The organism is Staphylococcus sp. FSL W8-0271 (assembly GCF_038006605.1).
Classification (GTDB): domain Bacteria; phylum Bacillota; class Bacilli; order Staphylococcales; family Staphylococcaceae; genus Staphylococcus; species Staphylococcus cohnii.
The window spans coordinates 1808866-1827577 of sequence record NZ_JBBOVM010000001.1; the positions used below are offsets into that span (position 1 = coordinate 1808866).

Below are 18712 nucleotides of genomic sequence, written 5' to 3' on the forward strand. Positions count from 1 at the left end.
CAATATCTACTTTTAAATAATGTTCTAAAATAAGCCTTCTATGTTAAAACATACATTAAAAAATTTTTCTCGAATATCACTCAATTTTGTTTAATTGATCTTATATTTATCAAAAAATATTACAATTAACTGAATTTTTTCAAAAAATTACCACTCACTTTACATTATTACGTTATATTAAGACTATAGTACGATGTAATTTCATTCAAAATAAAATATAGTATATTTAAGATAAAAATAAATGACGCTCATACGGAGGTTTACGTTATGAATAAATTAATGCAGTCATTATCAGCACTCGGTGTATCTGCAACACTTGTTTCACCTAATTTAAGCGCAGAAGCTACAGAAAATTCTATACCTGAATTAAAAGGAACAAACGATATAATCATTGATAAAGGAAATAACTATAATTTATTAAATGGTGTACGTGCCTATGACAAAGAAGATGGTGACTTGACGCACAAAATTTCAGTAAATGGAAATATAAATACAGAAAAAGAAGGAAAATATAAAGTTGAATATACTGTAGAAGATTCAGAAGGTGCAATGAATAAATCAGTAAGATATATTGAAGTAAAATAATTTATGAATACATATGTCACGATAAAATTCGCATCTAATCCTTAAAATTTAGTGTGAATTTATCCTGTCGCCTAAAATATGACACTTTTCACAAAATGTACACATAATTTTAACAAATCTTTGAAAGCCCGTCAGACGTTAAGTTTGTTGGGTTTCTTTTAATTTTACAATAATTTTTTTACACAAACACTTGTAAATATTGCGTAATATCTTAAAATTGATGGTAAGCCCTACAATTGTAGTATTAGGAGGTCAAAAAAGTGTCAAAATTTAAGTCTTTGCTTCTACTCTTTGGCTCACTAATTATACTTAGTGGTTGTTCAAATGTAGAAGTTTTAAACCCAAAAGGGCCGGTAGCAAGTGACTCGAAGTTCTTGATTATGTATTCAATCATCTTCATGCTTGTTATTATTGCCGCCGTACTTATCATGTTTACTCTGTTTCTATATAAATATAGATTACACAAAACAGAAGAAGCTGGTAAGATGCATCACAGTGCTTTAATGGAAACAATTTGGTTTATCATTCCGGTGATCATCGTTATCGCTTTAGCTATCCCTACAGTAAAATCACTTTACATGTATGAAGCTAAACCAGATAAACAAGACGATCCACTTGTTGTTTATGCAACAAGCGCTGGTTATAAGTGGTTCTTCAGTTATCCTGATGAAAAAATCGAAACTGTTAATCACTTAACAATACCTAAAGATCGCCCTGTTGTCTTCAAACTCCAATCAATGGATATGATGACAAGTTTCTGGATACCACAATTAGGTGGTCAAAAATATGCGATGACTGGTATGACAATGGATTGGACATTAACTGCTAGCGAAGAAGGTACGTTCCGTGGACGTAACTCAAACTTCAACGGTGAAGGATTCGCTCGCCAAACATTTGATGTCAATTCAGTAAGCCAAAATGAATTCAAGGATTGGGTAAAAGATGCTCAAAGTCAAAAGGAATTAAATCAAGATACTTTTGATAAACAACTTTTACCAACTACTGAAAATAAAAACTTAACTTTCAGTGGTACGCACATGGCGTTTGTTGATCCAGCAGCTGATCCTGAGTATATTTTCCATGCTTATAATCGTTTCAATTACGTACAGAAAGATCCTAACTTTAATTCACCTGAAGAAATTAAAGCGGATGTATTAGATAAACCTAATAAACCTGCACGTAAACCACAAATCACAAACGCAAACTATGAACGTCATGGTATGAAAGCTATGATTCTAGGCAATAATGAACCATATAATAGTGAATTCAAAGATGAAGAATCACACAATATGGACGAAATGGAAAAAATCTCAGAAGGTGCTAAAGATGAAGAAGCATCTAAAGCTGAGAAAAAAGACCATGAACATGGAGGTGGACATTAATGAGTTTCCCATGGGATCAATTACTCGTTCAAGGTAACTGGATGATTACAATGGCACAAATTGGTGCACCGTTTGCTATCATCGCAGTGATCGCAGTAATTACTTATTTTAAATTGTGGAAATATCTATACAGAGAATGGTTCACATCTATTGACCATAAAAAAATTGGTGCTATGTATTTAATCTGTGCTGTACTAATGTTCGTACGTGGTGGTATTGATGCCCTAATGATGCGTACACAATTAGCAATTCCAGATAATACATTCTTAGAAGGAAACCACTATAATGAAGTCTTTAGTACGCACGGCGTAATAATGATTATCTTTATGGCGATGCCTTTCATTTTTGGTTTATGGAATGTTATTGTACCTCTTCAAATTGGTGCAAGAGACGTTGCATTCCCTGTATTAAATAACGTAAGTTTCTGGTTATTCTTCTCTGGTATGTTGTTATTCAACCTATCATTTATAATCGGAGGCTCACCTGCAGCTGGTTGGACTAACTATGCACCGCTTGCAGGAGAATTCAGTCCAGGACCTGGGGTTAACTACTACCTTATCGCGATACAGATTTCTGGTATAGGTACCCTAATGACTGGTATTAACTTCTTTGTAACAATACTTAGATGTAAATCACCTACGATGAAATTTATGGAAATGCCAATGTTCACGGTTACTACTTTCATTACAGCATTAATCGTTATTTTGGCTTTCCCAGTATTGACAGTCGCTTTAGCACTGTTCACAACAGATAGAATCTTCGATACTGCATTCTTTACAGTCGCAAATGGTGGTATGCCAATGTTATGGGCTAACTTCTTCTGGGTATGGGGGCACCCCGAAGTTTATATTGTTATCCTACCGGCATTCGGTATTTATTCAGAAATCATTCCAACATTTGCACGTAAACGTCTGTTTGGTCACCAAAGTATGGTGTGGGCAACAGCAGGAATCGCATTCTTAAGTTTCTTAGTTTGGGTTCACCATTTCTTCACTATGGGTAATGGTGCATTAATTAACTCATTCTTCTCAATTACAACTATGCTGATTGGTATACCAACAGGTGTTAAAATCTTTAACTGGTTGTTTACGCTTTATCAAGGCCGCATTACCTTTGAATCACCTATGTTATTCGCATTAGGTTTCATACCTAACTTCTTAATTGGTGGTGTAACAGGTGTCATGCTTTCTATGGCAGCAGCCGACTATCAGTATCATAATACGTACTTCTTAGTTGCTCACTTCCACTACACATTAGTGGCTGGTGTTGTATTTGCTTGTCTAGGTGCTTTAATTTTCTGGTGGCCTAAGATGACTGGATTTAAATTGAACGAGACATTAAACAAATGGTGTTTCTGGTTATTCATAATCGGATTTAACGTTTGTTTCATACCACAATTCATTCTTGGTTTAGATGGTATGCCTCGTCGTTTATACACTTATATGCCAGAAGATGGATGGTGGATGTTAAACGCAATCTCTACTGTCGGAGCATTAATGATGGCATTAGGCTTTATGTTCTTAGTTGCTAGTATCGTATACAGCTTCTTCAAAGCTCCACGTGAAGCTACTGGTGATAACTGGTATGGCTTAGGACGTACATTAGAGTGGTCAACTGCTTCAGCAATGCCACCTAAATACAACTTTGCTGTTACACCAGATTGGAATGACTACGATACATTTGTGAATATGAAAGAACACGGTAGACACTACTTAGATAATCACAATTATTCTGATATCCATATGCCAAATAATACGCCAGTTGGTTTCTGGATGGGAATTTTCTTCACAATTGGAGGATTCTTCCTTGTCTTTGAAACAATACTCCCTGCAGTTATTTGCTTAATAGGTATCTTTGGTACTATGATTTACCGCAGTTTCCAAGTAGACCACGGTTATCATATACCAGCTTCTGAAGTAGCAGAAACCGAAAAACGCTTACGTGAAGCACGTATAAAAGAAAGGGAGGCTGTAAGTCATGAGTCATGATGCAAACACTATTGATCAACGTTCGCATGAAGGTAATTTAAATAGACTTGGCTTTTGGATATTCCTTACAGCAGAAGTCTCATTATTCGGTACGCTATTCGCAACCCTATTAACGCTTCAACATGGTGGCGACTATGGCGGTAAAATGACAACTGAAATGTTCGAATTACCCCTAGTTTTAATAATGACATTTGCATTATTAATTAGTTCATACACTTGTGGTATTTCTATTTACTATATGAGACAAGAAAAAGCAAAATTAATGACAATATGGATGGTTATCACTTTACTATTCGGAGTTGTGTTCGTAGGTTTTGAAATTTATGAGTTTGCTCACTATGTTTCAGAAGGTGTTAACTTAACTATTGGTTCTTATTGGTCTAGTTTCTTTATTCTATTAGGAACTCACGGTGCCCACGTATCATTAGGTATTGTTTGGATTACATGTTTATTAATTCAAGTTGCAATGCGTGGATTAAATAAAGATAATGCTCCTAAGTTATTTATAGTAAGCTTATACTGGCACTTCTTAGATGTTGTTTGGATCTTCATCTTTACTGCCGTATATATGATAGGGATGGTGTTTAGCGGATGAATACAATTGTAAAACACACAGTCGGTTTTATTGGCTCAATCGTATTGACTATTTTAGCAGTATTCGTAACCTTATACACATCAATGGCACTCAATGCTAAGATTACAATCATCTTTGGCTTTGCCTTTATCCAAGCTGCAGTACAATTATTAATGTTCATGCACTTAACTGAAGGTAAAGATGGAAACTTACAAGGATTTAAAGTTTTATTTGCGATTATCATTACTCTAATTACAGTTATTGGTACGTATTGGGTAATGCAAGGTGGACACTCAAGCCACTTATAATCCCAAAAAGACTTCTCGAAAGAGAAGTCTTTTTTTTTATTCCCGTATCAACCTCCCCTATGCCTTCAATCAATAATTTACTTTGTTACATTTCTTTCCACAAAAGATGTAAAATATAATTGATGATGTTATTTTTGCAATAGGAGGATTAGATAAATTATGAAACAACCAATTATTATTGATACAGACCCGGGCATTGATGATGCAGCAGCGATTAGCTTTGCATTAAACCATCCGGAATTTGATTTGAAAATGATTTCTACAGTCAATGGTAACGTTGGCATCGAAAAAACGACTGCTAATGCTTTAAAACTCAAACGTTTCTTTAATAGTGATATACCAGTACATAGGGGTGCTTCACAACCACTGTTATCAGATATTGTAGATGCAAGTGATGTACATGGTGAATCGGGAATGGAAGGATATACTTTCCCAGAAATCAATGAAAGTGATCTCGATTCTACACATGCCGTTGAAGCTATGAGAGATGTTTTACTCAAAAGTGAAACGCCCATCACACTTATTCCCATTGGCCCGTTGACGAATATTGCATTATTATTATTGACATATCCTGAAGTAAAAACATTTATTAAAGAAATTGTATTAATGGGCGGCTCAGCATCTCGAGGTAATGTAACACCATTAGCTGAATTTAACATTTATTGTGATCCCGAAGCTGCTCAAATCGTGTTTAATTCAGGTCTACCTTTAACAATGATAGGATTAGACGTTGCTAGAAGTTCTAGTTTAACCCATGACACAATTAATGAACTAAACTCTATCAACGATACAGGAAAGATGTTACATCAGTTATTCAAACATTATAGAGGAGACGATTTTGAAAAAGGGATTAATGTATATGATGCATACACATTGCTTTATCTACTACACCCAGAACACTTTGATGTACGAGAAGCTGATGTGCAAATTGAAACAGATGGCAAATTAACCAAGGGTGCTTCAGTTGTTGATTTCAAATCTCAATTTCCTAATACAACAGTAGTAATGTCCGTACAAGCAAATATCTTTAAGCAGATGTTTATTGATGCTTTAAAGTATTGTAAGTAAATTTTAAATACACAAAACGTTAGTAACATTAACATGCGTTCTCATAAAAAGGAGTAAGACAGAAATTTAATTTTATTAAAAGGATTTCGCCCTACCATCCCAACAAAGAGGACTAGAATTGGTAAAAATATAAAATGATTAACCAGGCTAAACCTCATGCTTAATTTCCACTAACTCAATATTTGAGAAGTGGGCGTTTCATTGTTAGTTCAATCATTCACTAACAATATAATTATATCTGAGATGATCAATGAAGCTCTAGAATCCTTTTAAATCTTGACAGTTTTAATCGTGATTAAAAGCTCAAGTCTGGCGTTTTTCACGTATACGATTATCCAGTCAGCACCTTTCAAATCATAAAAGTAACTATTTTGTAGATATACAAAGATACTTTTCATCTAAGTAAATTCATAGATAAACTACTTTAATGAGAAATCTTAAATATAAGAATTTAACATTACTCTTAGTTTCCCCCTTAGGGGCATTAAGTTTTTTTAACATATACTATTTTATAAAAAGTAAAAACCGTCAATTTCTATAAAAACACGATAGAAATTGACGGTTATGTTTTAATCAGAGATATTTATACCCCTATCACTTAATTTTTCAATACAGCTGTTTCACTCTATTATAGTGACCACCTTGATGTAATAACTTAAAGTAAATATGTTTCATTTATATTCGTTATTGATTTTACTGTTGTCATAATTTGTTGCTAATACAATTACATAATTATCATTAAAATATACTGTGAATATATTACCGAAAAAGATACCATTAATTCTATTTTTATCAGCAAATGAATAAAACCCATATCGATATGGTTTAGGATATTGTGTAGTTAAACTTTCATGAATAAAAGGCATGGTGGTTGTTGCATCAAAAATTCTATTATCTTGCAAATTCAATACAACTTTCCCCATATCATAAGGAGACATATAAATGTTACCTGCCCCATCATATTGATTTAAAATATTAGGTTTTTGACGGATACGTTTTCCAGTTAATTTATCATTTTTATAACCAACAGCCATATAATTTTTAAAATTCAAATTACTATATCGTGCCGTATATTCTAAATTATATGGTTTCACTAATCTTTCATTTAAATTTTGCATATAAGACTTATGTGTCACCGTCTCTATTACTTTCGATAATATTAAATAATTAGCATCGTTATATTGATATTTATTATATTCTAAGGGGTTGATACCTCTCTGTTGTATTGCATGTGTTGCATCATTTAAATCTTTAAATTTTGGATTTGCTTTATATTTATATAACCCACTTTGATGTAACATCAGTTGTTTAATAGATAGTGGATAATTTGAGTCAAACCATTTTAAATAATGCTTCACAGGTGTCATCATATGAATCTCACCATCAATTTCTAACTGTTTTAACATGATGCCTGTCATAAATTTTTGTGCTGAACCTATTAAAAACATCGTATTGGCATTATTTTCTTCATTCTTTTCAAAATCTTGATAACCATAGCCTTTATTCAGTTTGAGTTTACCTCTTTCAAAAAGTGCAATGGTTCCATTAAAATGAGTTTGTTCTAAATATTCATCAATTTTATTAATTTGTGGATGTTTATGATCAACAACCGTTTTTAACTTTTTTTGTTTTTTCGATGATTGTTTTTCATTTTCCTTGGTCAAAACCTTTGAAGGGCTGATATACTCTTTCATTTGTTTATAGTGTCTGTATCCAGTAAATCCTAAAATCAAAAATATGAAAATGATTAAAACAATAAATATTTTAAATTTGTTGACTTTCATGTTGTTGCCTCTTTGTTGTTATTTTATATGATTGATATATTCATCTTTAAATTGATTTGTTAAGTCATCAATATCCTCTATATTTAATGAGAAGTACAACTTAATTTTAGGTTCAGTACCAGAAGGTCTCAATGCAATGAAACCTTCATCGAAAATAAAGCGAATTAAATTGGTTTCAGGTAATGATAATGCCTCAGTACTACCCTCTGTTACATTTTTAATGGTACCTGATTGATAATCCTCAATTTGTTTTACTTCAAGACCACAAATCGTTGAAACATCTTCATTTCTAAATTGGTCCATTATTTTAGTGATCTTTTCAATACCTTCTGCACCTTCAAAAGTCGGTGATAAAGTTTTATCTTTATATGCACCGATATGGGCATATATATCATCTATTGTGTCTTTAAATGTCATCCCATTATTCGCTAATAAATTTTTATATTTGATTAATAAAGGTACCATTTGGATTGCATCTTTATCTCTCGAAAATGGCTTAGCTAAATAGCCATGACTTTCTTCAAATGCAATTAGTAATTGTTTATCTTGTTGTGTGCTTTGTTCTTCCAATAAATTTGAAATATATTTAAATCCTGTTAATACATTATTCACTTCGACATCTAATGCTAAAGCTAATCTTTCCGCAAGTTCACTTGTGACTATAGATTTAATCATGTAAAGTTGCTTACCTTCTTCTACTAAATCTTGAAATCTTAATTTAGTAAGTAATATACCAATTTCATTCCCATTGAAATACCTATATGTTTCGTCATCGTAACGTTCAATCATACCTAATCTATCAGCATCAGGATCAGTTGCTATAATTAATTGTGCATCAGTATCATTTGCCAACTTAATACCACGTTCGAACACAGCTTCATCTTCAGGATTAGCTATCGCAACTGTTGGAAAATTACCGTCTGGTGTAGATTGCTCTTTTTCAATAACAAAATTATCATAAGCTAATTCTGATAATATAGTAGAAGCTAAAGGTAAACTTGTACCATGTAAACTCGTAAGTACTACTTTTGCATCTTTCTCAGGAATGTCCCCTACTAAATCTTTCACTTCACTTTTATAAGCTTCAGTAACTTCATGTGACATATATGTGATTTTCTTATCATTTAGTAATGAATTAAAATTACCTCCATCAATTTGTAATGGACGTTCAATAGCGTTAATATATTGACTTAAATCTTCCGATTCATCTGGCAATAATTGGCCACCATTTTGATCGTATATTTTAATACCGTTATAGTTTTTAGGATTATGACTGGCAGTGATCATCACACCTGCACTTGATTTTAAATACCTAACCGCAAATGATAATTCTGGTGTAGATTTATAATTTTCTGATAAGATCGTAATAATATTATTTTGAGCTAAAACAGATGCCATTTCCTCTGAAAATGCTTTAGATAATAATCTTGTATCAAAATGGATTACGACGGATGGATTATCATATTTTTCTTTCAAATATTGTGATAAGCCTAATGCTACTTTGCGAATTGTAAATGCATTCAATCTCCCCGGTCCTAAACCAAAGGTACTACGTATACCTGCAGTGCCAAACGTTAAATTTCCACTAAACCCTTCTTCTATTTCTTTGTCGGTCTGTGCTTCATAAAATGTTTTCACTAAACTTTCATCTAATTTATCCAACCATTCTGACTTCATGGTTATATCCTCCTTGAAATTCCAATATATTAATCAATTATTCACAAGGTATTATCTCATCGTCGAATTGATTTAATAAATACCAAAAATCGTTTTGAATTTAAACTCTCTGTTTAAAAATTTTACTTTAATAAAATATTAATGTTATCAATGATCAATAACGCTTAACATATGTTAATTATATCGTATGTTCATAAATAAATCATTTTTAGCTATGTTGATTTTCTTTTCATTACTTATATTATTATCATTAAGAATATTTTAATGCTAATCTATATGCTAATTTATAATTCAAACTTTAGTAGGATAAATTCTTAGTTGATATTTTTTTATGTTAGTTATAAAATTATAAGTTATAGTACAAATTTCTCTTTACAATATTTTAATGAAACAACCAAAAATTTAACACTAGATTAATATTGTAATATACACAAAATCACATACGATAGGGAGCTTCATACATGAATAAATTTTTAAAATACTTTTTAATATTTCTATCTTTAATTCTTGTAGTTGTTCCAGTTATATTTGCCATTTTATTGCTTAAATCATCACAAGGTGCCTTTGAGCATTCATTGAATACGAGTGATACATCAAGAGAATCAAGTATTCGTGAATCGAAAATAAACCCCTCTAAAGATCCAATTTCTATTTTATTTTTAGGTATTGATGATAATAGCGGTCGCCAAAAAAATGGTCAAAGTACTGAACAATCAAGAACTGATGCAATGATATTATCTACTTTTAATGCAGATAAAGAACAAATTCGAATGCTAAGTATTCCACGCGATACGATTAGTTACATTCCAGAAGTTGGTTATTATGATAAAATCACACATGCACATGCCTACGATGGCCCTACAGCTTCTATGGATTCTGTAGAAGCTACATTGAATGTTCCTGTTGACTATTATGTAAGAATTAACATGGAAGCATTCGTAGATGCCGTTGATGAACTCGGTGGTATTGAATATGATGTTCCATATAATATTTCTGAACCAAATACAAACGATACTGGGAAAATTAAAGTGAAAAAAGGACATCAAAAGCTAAATGGAGATGAAGCTTTAGCAGTTGCAAGAACACGTCATCAAGATTCAGACTTAAAACGTGGCCAAAGACAAATGGATTTAATCAAAAAGTTATTTATTAAAGCTCAAAAGGCAGATTCTTTCAGTAAATTAGATGATGTAATTAAAATAGTAGGAAAAAATGCTAAACATAATTTAAGTTATAAAGAAGTAAAAGCACTAGCCACTTCTTACTTAAAAGATGATGTTAAAATTAAAAGTAAACAACTAGAAGGTCAAGATGATTATTTGAATGGTGTTTATTACTATAATCCTAATATTAAAAATATAAAAGATACTGCAAATCTTTTGCGCAGCGATTTAAATTTACCTAAAATTAAGGATACAGATGATTTCTTGAATAAACGCGTTATCGACTTTTATGGTACACTCGTACCACAAACTGAAATTGACAGTAGCTTATTACGTAAAAATCAAAAAGATAGCTCTGAACAAGATGAAGACAATTCAAATTCACAATCAGAACAAAATAATTCAAATTCACAAGACCCAAATTCAACAAATGAAAACCAACAAGATAATATGAATCAACAAGACAATAACCAAACAACTCAGCAACCAAACGATTCATATCAACAACCTGATTCAAACCAACAAATAGATCCTAATCAACAGCAACAGGATCCTAATCAACAACAAAACACGCAAGAATTGCAAACAAATTTATATTAAGCTGTAGAGAGGAGATCGCGACATGTCACGAAAAACATATGAAAAATTAGCGAATATAAACGGTATGTTTAACGTTTTAGAACAACAATTAATCCATAGTAAAGATATGGCACTTTTTAGAAATGAATTTTTCTATGTTAATCACGCACATCGTGAAAACTATGAAGCTTTACGAATCTACTATAAGGATAGTGAAACCAATCCCGTTGTAGATGGTGCATGTTATATCATAGCCCTACCTGAAATTTTTGATAAAGTTGATGTTTTTGAATCAGAACTACCTTTTTCTTGGGTTTATGATCAAAATGGTATAACTGAAACAATGAAAGAACTCAGTGTACCGCTACAATATTTAATTGCAGCAGCGCTTGAAGTAACAGATGTTAATTTATTTAGGCCGTCAGGTTTTACCATGGGCATGAACAATTGGAATATTGCACAAATGAGAATTTTTTGGCAATATACTGCATTAGTACGTCAAGAAGCTCAATAATTCATTAAATAACTACCCTATTACATTATAATTGTGATAGGGTAGTTTTATTATATTTAAAAGAAGTGAGGTTTTATCATGTTCGAAGTAGTTACTACATCTAAAATGTTAGATGACGCATATGAAATTAGAAAAGCAGTTTTTGTTCGTGAACAAGGAGTCCCGCTTGAAAATGAAATAGATCAATTTGAATCTAGCGCTACTCATGTCATAGGTTATGATGAACTACACTCCCCTTTTGCAACTGGAAGGTTTAGACCCTATCAAAATGGAGCAAAAATTGAGCGCGTAGCAATATTACCATCACATAGAAAATCAGGTCATGGCAAAGGTTTAATGCTTTTCATTGAAACAGTAGCAAAAGAACAAGGGTATGATATGTTAACGCTTAATGCCCAATGCCATGCACAACGCTTTTATGAATCTTTAGGTTATAAGGCTTCAGGTGATATTTTCTTAGAAGAAAATATTGAACATATCTTAATGAATAAAACAATTTAAGCTAAAGAATTTAATAAAGTTGTATTTAATGTACATCTTTACAATGTAACATTCTAAAGAGTGTAATATTTTAATATATTTAAAATTAGGCGTATTTCCGCCTTTTTTAAATTATATCTTCTTTTATAGTGTCTTAATAAGATTAATTTTATATTACAAATCTATGAAATCAATTCACTTAAACTATCTTCGTATTATAATGGTATTAAATATTAATAATAAAAGGGGCAGTTAAATGACTAATAAAAAGTTGAATTATAAGGTACCTTCAATAGTTGCATTGACGTTAGCAGGTACAGCTTTGACAACCCATTATGCACATGCAGCTGATAATACACAAGATCAGAAATCAAATAAAAATGTGTTAAATGATGAAAATACCATAAAACAAAGCGAAGAAATAAAATCTGAAGTAAGTAATCCAACGACAAATATTTCAGGAACACAAACATACAATGATCCAAGTCAAGTGCAAGAGCTTAAATCTGATGAACCTGAAAATTATGATGCACAGTTAGACGAACTTAATAAAGACACATCAAGTCAAAATACATATCCTACTCAAAATCAAGAAGACCAAAATAATTCTGACATCAACAATTACACAGAGGCTCATACTGAACAATTAGCAACTGACGCTCAAAATGAAAGTGCTCAAGATGAAAGTAATGATGTTTCTAGTGTTACAGATGATAATGTTAATGTTGCTCAAAACGATAATGATTCCGATGTTTCTAATACAGAGGCACCTTCTTCTAATGCCGAAAATGAAAATCTGGTTGCGTCTAACAGTTCTGAAGATACAGACGACAACACTAACGTTACTCAAAATGATGATGATTCAGCGGCCTCTAATACAGAGGTAAGCTCTAACGAATCAACTTCTGATAAAGAAAACAAAAATCATGATACTTCTAACAGCTCTGAAGATAAAGACGTTAACACTGACGTTACTCAAAATGATGATGATTCAGCGGCCTCTATTACAGAGGTAAGCTCTGACGATTCAACTTCTGATGCAATAAACGAAAATCATGATGCTTCTAACAAGACTGAAGTCAAAGACGACAATACTAACGTTACTCAAAATGATGATGATTCAGAGACTTCTAATACAGAGGCAAGCTCTAACGAATCAACTTCTGATAAAGAAAACAAAAATCATGATACTTCTAACAGCTCTGAAGACAATGACGTTAACGCTAACGTTACTCAAAATGATGATGATTCAGAGGCTTCTAATACAGAGATAAGTTCTAACGAATCAACTTCTGATAAAGAAAACAAAAATCATGATACTTCTAACAGCTCTGAAGACAAAGACGACAACACTGACGTTGCTCAAATCGATAAAGATTCAGAGGCTTCTAATACAGAGGTAAGTTCTAACGAGTCAACTACTACAAATGAGTCTGACAAAGAAGCGCAAACTGAAAAGGTTAATACTTTAGATTCAGATATAAATACTTCACCTAAAACAGTTCAAGTTTATAAAAATGATGCAACACCAAAATTAAGAATGACTAGATCAGTTAGCACTCCTACTATAGCTACCAGATCAGCTGTCACTAAAGAATCTACAACTAAAAGTTCATTACCTAAATACACGCCAAAAGTAAATTCATCAATAAATAATTATATTCGTAAAAACAACTTCAAAGCACCTAATTATGAACAAGATATTGCAAGTTATTTACCAAAATACCAATATCGTTATGGTAAACCTGAAGGTATCGTTATGCATGATACTGCGAACGATAATTCAACAATTACTGGTGAAATTAATTACATGAAAAATAATTATAATAGCGCATTTGTACATGCCTATGTAGATGGTAATCGTATCATTGAAACAGCTAATACAGATTACTTAGCATGGGGAGCTGGCCCAGCTGCAAACGATCGCTTTATTCATGTAGAATTAGTCCATACACACGACTATGATTCATTTGCGCGTTCAATCACTAACTATGCAGACTATGCAGCTACAAACCTACAATATTATGGACTTGCTCCTGACAGCGCTGAGTACGATGGTGTTGGAACTGTTTGGACGCATAAAGCTGTAAGTAATTATTTAGGTGGATCAGACCATATCGATCCCCATGGTTATTTAGCTAACCATAACTATAGTTATGATGAACTTTATGATTTAATTTATGAAAAATATTTAATTAAAACAGGTAAAGCTGCTGCTTGGGGTACCACTTCATCTGGAAGTACAAGTGGAAGCAAAAACGAGTCAAGTGGTTCTGGTTCTACTACAAAACCATCTACTAATACTGGTAAATTAACAGTATCAACTAACAACGGTGTTGGTCGTATAAATACAAGTAATGATGGTTTATATACCACTGTTTATGATCAAAATGGTAAGAAAACAAGTAAAACAAATCAAACATTAAAAGTTACAAAATCGGCCACTTTAGGAAACAAAAACTTTTACTTAGTTTCTGATTATAATAAAGGTGATTTAATAGGATGGGTACATCAAAATGATGTCAGTTATAACTCTGCTAAGTCCGTTGTTAAAAACAACCAATCCTATAAAATCAAACCAGATGAAGTTATCTATACTGTAACTTGGGGCACTAGTTCTCAAAAAGCAGGCACAGTTTCAGGTAGTTCTAGTCAAACATTCAAAGCATCAAAACAACAGCAAATTGGCAAAACAAATTATGTTTATGGTACAGTAAACAATTTATCTGGTTGGGTAAGCTTAAGTAAATTAACTTCGACAAGTAAAACAGCTACGTCCCCTACTACAAATAATCATTTAACTGTCAATACACTTACAAATCAACAAGGTACAGTGGCTAAGACAAATCATGGTGTTTATACATCTGTATATGATAAAAAAGGTGTTCAAAAATCTTATGTTAATGGTAAAACTTATAAATTAAGTAAAAAAGCTACATTAGGAAATAATTCATTTTATTTAATTACAGATAATAAAACAAATACTAACTTGGGTTGGATGCAAACAGCTGATATCACTGTTAAAGAAGCAGTTACAAAAGCTACTGCTACTGCTACGACATCTGTTAGTAAAATCGGACAATTAAATACAAATAATTCTGGTATTAAAACAACTGTTTATGATAAAAAAGGTAAAAATGCATCGAAATTTGCTGGTCGTACGTATACTGTAACTAAACAACGTACGCAAGGTAATAACACTTATGTGTTAATTCAAAATACCAAACAAAATACACCTATTGGTTGGGTTAACACTAAAGATATAAATACTCGTGACCTAAGTAAAACAAAAGCTAAAAGTGGACAATATACTGTAAAAGCAACGAACAATGGTTTATATGCAATTCCATGGGGTACAAAAGCTCAACAATTAGATACTCAAAATAATATTAAAAATAGTAAATTTAACGCATCAAAATCTGTGTTTGTTGATAAAGATGAATATCTATATGGAAATGTAAATAATAAAACTGGATGGATTTCAGCTAAAGATTTAAATAAAGCTCAAACACAATCAGCTATCACACCACAAAAATTCGACTATGTTATTTACAATGCAAATGGTAATTATTACTTGGATCCTAGCGTTACAAAATCAGCTGGATCATTAAAAGGTTTCCATGAAAGCATCTTTACTGTTTTTGAAAAACAAATCATTAATGGTGTAACTTGGTATCATGGTAAGTTATCAAACGGTAAAATTGTTTGGATTAAAGAAAGTGATTTGCGTAAAGAGCTCGTAAAATATTATAAATCTAATCTTACTTTAGATCAGGCTGTCGCGTTACAACATGGTTTGAAATTCAAACCTCAAATTCAACGTACACCTGGAAAATGGGAAGATGCAACAACGAGTGAGATTAAAAATGCTATGAATAGTAGTAAACTTGCTAAAGATCCAACCCAAAAATACCAATTCTTACGACTAGATAAATCTCAAAATATTTCTGGTACTGATTTAGATAAATTACTAGTTGGTAAAGGTATATTAGAAGGTCAAGGTGAAGCATTTAGTGAAGCTGCAAAAACTTATAACATCAATGAAGTTTACTTAGTTTCCCATGCCCTGCTTGAAACTGGAAACGGAACTTCTAAGCTTGCTAATGGTGGCGACGTAGTAAATAATAAAGTTGTTACTAATGGTGCTAAAAAATATTATAATATGTTCGGTATTGGAGCTGTTGATAAAGATCCTGTAAAACAAGGTTTTGCTACCGCTAAAAATAATGGTTGGGATACTGTTAAAAAAGCAATTGTCGGTGGCGCTAAATTCATCGCTAATTCATATATCAATCAAGGGCAAAACACTTTATATAAAATGCGTTGGAATCCTGATAATCCAGGTGTTCATCAATATGCAACTGATGTAGCATGGGCATCTCATAATGCTACACGTATTAAAGGGTTCTATGATTCTATGAATAAATTAGGCAAATATTTTGATGTAAACACATATAAATAACAAGAAACCATAAATATGTATATTTAAAAATATAGATAAACCTTAGGTGAAATTTTACCTAAGGTTTATTTTTTATATAATATATGCATTTCAGTAATTCTATTACTAACTAAAGCCTATGATTCTGTTTATTAGTCATATTGTCTTTTTCATTTTATAACAACACACATTTTCCAAATTGTCATAGGAACCTTTAAAAGCCTATGACAATAACTTTTTTGGTAAGGCACACTCTTTTTTAATTATTAATTATGAATTTTACGTTTCTGTTTCCAAACGTTTTAATTTATTTGAGCTTTATAATGTTAAAAAGAACTAATCCTTATTCATAAGGATTAGTTCTATGTGTTAATCATGAAATTTTTGTTACAGTCACTTTAATTTTTATAAAATTCTACGAGAAATTTTAGCGATTGTTTATCGTCTATTTTATATAATTATGATGATTGTTTAATTTGTTTAATAAGTAATTTAAATTTTCAATATCATTTGATGTTAAACTTTGACATCTTGCTTCTATCAAAGCTACCCTAACCTCGTTAATTTGCTGGACAAGGGCTTTTGTTTTTTCTGTAATCATTAAATCCTTACACCTTAAATCTTTATTTGACTGTTTACTAGTAATATAGCCCATATGGCATAATTTTTTGATCCACCTAGACACTATAGACTGCTCTTTATTAATTTTCATTGTTAAATCATACTGTGATAGCACATTATAATGATACAAAATTCTTAACATTTCTAACTGTTCGGAAGTTAAATCTGTCCGTTGACCGAACCTTCTACTGACTAAATTTAAATCATTACTTGTAAGTGTAATTAATTGTTCTAGTTGTTTATACATGTTGTTTCATCTCCACTACTTTAATTAAAATGTTCAATAGCATTTAAATTTATTATTTTATTTTCTAATATTATAATGTTATTCCTCATAATATACAATAATAATCTACAAAACAGTCGGTTTTGTTGCATTTGTCATATGTTTTATAATAAATTAGTAACAGTGATTATAAATTTTTACCAGCATTAAAAAAGGAGCAACTACATGACACAGATAAAAGAAAGAGATTATTTCTTTGACAATGCGAGAATGATATTAATATTTCTTGTTGTATTTGGTCATTTATTACAACCATATACTGAAGAAAGTCAATATCTTTCGTCACTTTATTTAACTATATATAGTTTCCATATGCCATGCTTTTTATTCATCTCAGGTTATTTTGCTAAAAAAGCAGGCAAGGCTGGTTATCTAGAAAAAGTTTCAAAAAAGTTATTGATACCTTATTTTATTTTCTTTGGCTTTTTCACCTTTTACTACTATTTCACAGGAAAAGAAGACAGTGTTAAATTTGATCCATTTGACCCTGTATTTGCATTATGGTTTTTACTTACATTATTCTTCTTCCATGTCATATTAGTTATAGTCAAAGATTTTAAACCATATTTTGTATTACCAATATCCATCATTATTTCTTTATTTGCAGGTTATTCAGATGATATCGACAATTATTTAAGTTTTTCAAGAACAATCATGTTCTTTCCTATTTTTTATTTAGGTTATTTATTTACTAGTGAGCATACACGCTTATTAAGAAGTAAAAAATTCATGCCAATCGCTGTCAGCATTCTACTCCTTTTTTATATCATTTATACTTTACATCCTATAAACGCTGATTGGCTTTTAGGAGATTCACCGTATATGTCACTGGAAGGTAAACAAGATTTATATAGTCCAATTAAACGATTGCTATTATACTTTATTATTTTAATTACAATGTTTTCTTTCCTTAATTTAGTACCTGAAAAAGAAAGATTTTTCACATATATCGGACGTCGCACTATGTATGTATACTTACTACACGGCATTGTAATTGGGATTATTCGTGGTTTTGATATTTATCCATTTAAAGATCAGATTTCTATAATGACATATATATATCTAATCTTACTCACAAGTATTATTGTATATCTATTATCAACAAGATTTATATCTAAGTGGACCAACCCAGTCATAAACTTACAATCCCCTGCCAACTTTAAAGATTAATACAATATTCAACCGATTTGTAGTTGATTCAAATATGTTATGATAGTATTAATTTGATATTAAAAGCTAATCATACTTATTTATCTACAGAT

General features: G+C 31.4%; 13 protein-coding genes and 1 pseudogene. 11 read left to right on the forward strand and 3 right to left on the reverse strand.

The annotated features are described in order from the left end of the window. Positions 1-267 precede the first annotated feature (267 nt). The 6 genes from NST87_RS08825 to rihC all read left to right on the forward strand — a co-directional run bounded on the left by NST87_RS08825 (position 268) and on the right by rihC (position 5905). Positions 268-585, forward strand: a complete 318-nt coding sequence (locus tag NST87_RS08825; RefSeq protein WP_019468146.1) for an immunoglobulin-like domain-containing protein — start codon at positions 268-270, stop codon at positions 583-585. Positions 586-845: 260 nt separating this feature from the next. Continuing rightward, positions 846-1967: a cytochrome aa3 quinol oxidase subunit II gene (gene qoxA / locus NST87_RS08830; protein WP_340721594.1), complete on the forward strand. Its 1122-nt coding sequence runs from the start codon at positions 846-848 to the stop codon at positions 1965-1967. Beyond that, positions 1967-3955, forward strand: coding sequence for a cytochrome aa3 quinol oxidase subunit I (gene qoxB / locus NST87_RS08835; protein WP_019468148.1), 1989 nt, complete (start codon positions 1967-1969; stop codon positions 3953-3955). Before qoxA ends, qoxB begins: the two co-directional genes overlap by 1 nt. After that, entirely contained in the window at positions 3945-4550 is a 606-nt protein-coding gene (qoxC, locus tag NST87_RS08840; protein ID WP_040030508.1) for a cytochrome aa3 quinol oxidase subunit III, read from the forward strand. The genes qoxB and qoxC overlap by 11 nt, the downstream gene beginning before the upstream one ends. After that, positions 4547-4837, forward strand: a complete 291-nt coding sequence (gene qoxD / locus NST87_RS08845; RefSeq protein WP_019468150.1) for a cytochrome aa3 quinol oxidase subunit IV — start codon at positions 4547-4549, stop codon at positions 4835-4837. Before qoxC ends, qoxD begins: the two co-directional genes overlap by 4 nt. A 159-nt stretch (positions 4838-4996) precedes the next feature. Continuing rightward, complete coding sequence (gene rihC, locus NST87_RS08850; RefSeq protein ID WP_040030507.1) at positions 4997-5905, forward strand: ribonucleoside hydrolase RihC; 909 nt, start codon at positions 4997-4999, stop codon at positions 5903-5905. A gap of 606 nt (positions 5906-6511) precedes the next feature. Here rihC and NST87_RS08855 read toward each other — a convergent pair. Together NST87_RS08855 and NST87_RS08860 are read right to left on the reverse strand one after the other, a co-directional pair. Further along, positions 6512-7689 (reverse strand): annotated as a pseudogene (locus NST87_RS08855) (serine hydrolase domain-containing protein). Between the two features lie 18 nt (positions 7690-7707). Continuing rightward, positions 7708-9366 carry a phospho-sugar mutase gene (locus tag NST87_RS08860; protein ID WP_019468153.1) on the reverse strand — a complete coding sequence of 553 codons (1659 nt, stop codon included), beginning with the start codon at positions 9364-9366 and terminating at the stop codon, positions 7708-7710. 461 nt (positions 9367-9827) lie between these two features. Here NST87_RS08860 and NST87_RS08865 point away from each other — a divergent pair, with 461 nt between their 5' ends. From NST87_RS08865 to NST87_RS08880, 4 genes are all read left to right on the forward strand, one after another. Then, complete coding sequence (locus NST87_RS08865; protein WP_340721595.1) at positions 9828-11129, forward strand: LCP family protein; 1302 nt, start codon at positions 9828-9830, stop codon at positions 11127-11129. Between the two features lie 22 nt (positions 11130-11151). Next, complete coding sequence (locus tag NST87_RS08870; protein WP_340721597.1) at positions 11152-11622, forward strand: DUF2538 family protein; 471 nt, start codon at positions 11152-11154, stop codon at positions 11620-11622. A gap of 78 nt (positions 11623-11700) precedes the next feature. Continuing rightward, positions 11701-12123, forward strand: coding sequence for a GNAT family N-acetyltransferase (locus NST87_RS08875; RefSeq protein ID WP_019468156.1), 423 nt, complete (start codon positions 11701-11703; stop codon positions 12121-12123). 235 nt (positions 12124-12358) lie between these two features. After that, a complete protein-coding gene (locus NST87_RS08880) occupies positions 12359-16564 on the forward strand; it encodes a GW dipeptide domain-containing protein (RefSeq protein ID WP_340721598.1) in 4206 nt (1401 codons plus the stop codon). Between the two features lie 424 nt (positions 16565-16988). On the opposite strand, the gene NST87_RS08885 is transcribed toward NST87_RS08880, so the two are convergent. Further along, positions 16989-17411: a MarR family transcriptional regulator gene (locus NST87_RS08885; protein ID WP_019469107.1), complete on the reverse strand. Its 423-nt coding sequence runs from the start codon at positions 17409-17411 to the stop codon at positions 16989-16991. 204 nt (positions 17412-17615) lie between these two features. Between NST87_RS08885 and NST87_RS08890 the strand changes: the two genes are divergently transcribed. After that, positions 17616-18620 carry an acyltransferase family protein gene (locus tag NST87_RS08890; RefSeq protein WP_103211134.1) on the forward strand — a complete coding sequence of 335 codons (1005 nt, stop codon included), beginning with the start codon at positions 17616-17618 and terminating at the stop codon, positions 18618-18620. Positions 18621-18712: the final 92 nt, after the last annotated feature.